Genomic DNA, 1,779 nt, shown 5'->3' on the forward strand with positions numbered 1-1,779 from the left:
CCAACCCCAATAGCGCCTTGTTCAGCAGTCTCCTAGGAACGGCGCCGACGATCAAGATGGTCGCGTACGTCGCCGTGTCACCGGTGATGGCGGCTATGGCCACCCGGTGGCGACGAAAGGCCGTTCTTGTCAGCGCGGACGCAGTCCGCGCTGCAGTGGCGTTGTCCCTGCCCTGGGTCAGTGAGGCCTGGCAGATTTATGTCCTGATCTTTGCGCTGCAAGCGGCGTCGGCGACCTTCACTCCGGTGTTCCAGGCAGTGATTCCCGATGTCCTTCCCGACGAAGCGCAGTACACCCGCGCATTGTCACTATCCCGCCTGGCGTACGACACCGAATCGCTACTGAGCCCCGTACTGGCTGCGGCGCTGCTGGCGATCATGTCCTACAACAATCTATTTCTGGGCACGGTGCTGGGATTTCTCGCCTCCGGCGCGCTCGTCCTGGTCACCGAAATTCCCGATGGCGCACGGTCCGAAGCCGCATCGTTTCGAGAACGACTGACCCGGGGCGTCCGGGTCATGCTGCGCACCACGGAGCTGCGCAGTCTGCTGGTGATGAACCTCATCGTGGCCACCTCCACCGCCATGGTGATCGTCAACACCGTCGTCGTGGTCAGAGGATCTTTGGATCGCTCCGAGAGCGACGTCGCGCTTCTGATGGCCGCCTTCGGCGCCGGTTCCATGCTCGTCGCCCTCGTTGTTCCCCGAGTCCTCGACAAGATCGCCGATCGGCCCGTCATGCTCACCGGCTCAGCGATTATCCCGCCCGCCCTGGCCGCATCAGCAGCAGTGATCGCTCTACCGGCCGGCAGTGGGCAGTGGGCCTTGCTAATCACACTGTGGGCGATCCTTGGAGCCGCGACGTCGCTGATTCTGACCCCGTCAGCCCGCCTGCTGCGACGCGCCTCCGACCAAGTATCTCGACCTGCGGTCTTCGCCGCGCAGTTCTCCCTGTCCCACGCCTGCTTCATGCTCACCTACCCGATCGCCGGCGTTCTTGGCGCGATGCTCGGTCTACCTCAGACCGCGCTGATCCTCTCGGCTCTCGGAGTTCTCGGGGCCTTCGGTGCCTTCGCTCTCTGGACACGACCCGTCGCGTGAGCCGGGCGCACTGCCAGTCTGCGCCGCACGGTGCTCGTCAAGGGTGCGACTTGGTCCGAAACGGTTGCACCGCTGCGGAGCTGACTGGCTCACGCCGCCGGTGACCTCGTGCCCCACCCGCACGCACGTGCGCCCTACCGCAGGTGCGCCGGCGCGTCGCCGGGAGTGATACCGAGATGGATGTGATCTTGGTGGACGTCGTCGGAGAAGAACCCCTTGCGCGGTCCGTTAAGGTCGGCAGGTCCACCGACCTCGGTCGCCCCCAACTCGGCAGCTCGCCGCATCAACCGAAGCACACGATCGTCGCCGGGTCGGACGTCCACCACCGGCCGACCGTCGATCTCGCGGATGTCTACTGCTCGTCCCACGGCGTGATTGGACATTCGCGCGGTGCCCGGTGCCAGCGACGCATGAATCGTGGCCCCAGGCCGGGGAAGAAACCGGCCGGTAGCTGTTCAACGTGCAACTGCGCGGTCGCGCCGAGATCAGCGATCGTGGCGTACCGCAGCACGAGATCGTCCTCCGTCGCCGGTCCCGGCCGTGGGCAAGGCGCCGTCCGCGCACGGTAGAGCAGGCGGTAGCGCCACGTCGGTCGACACATAAGCTGACTCCCTTCTTCGGTCAAATCAGACCGGGCCCGGCTGTTAGGGACGTGCTTCGGATAGCAGGGTTCTGATGA

General features: G+C 65.4%; 2 protein-coding genes. One reads left to right on the forward strand and one right to left on the reverse strand.

The window, feature by feature from the left end; all coding sequences use genetic code 11:
- Positions 1 to 1,100: MFS transporter (locus tag G6023_RS07160; RefSeq protein ID WP_182634715.1), on the forward strand; the 1,100-nt coding region annotated here is incomplete at its 5' end.
- Positions 1,101 to 1,234: 134 nt separating this feature from the next.
- Here the strand turns inward: G6023_RS07160 and G6023_RS07165 are convergent.
- Positions 1,235 to 1,468 (reverse strand): hypothetical protein, encoded by a 234-nt coding sequence (locus G6023_RS07165; protein WP_241727742.1) that lies wholly within the window; start codon positions 1,466 to 1,468, stop codon positions 1,235 to 1,237.
- Positions 1,469 to 1,779: the final 311 nt, after the last annotated feature.

It is taken from the genome of Dietzia sp. DQ11-71, assembly GCF_014144995.1.
In the GTDB taxonomy this organism is placed as follows: Bacteria; Actinomycetota; Actinomycetes; order Mycobacteriales; family Mycobacteriaceae; genus Dietzia; species Dietzia kunjamensis.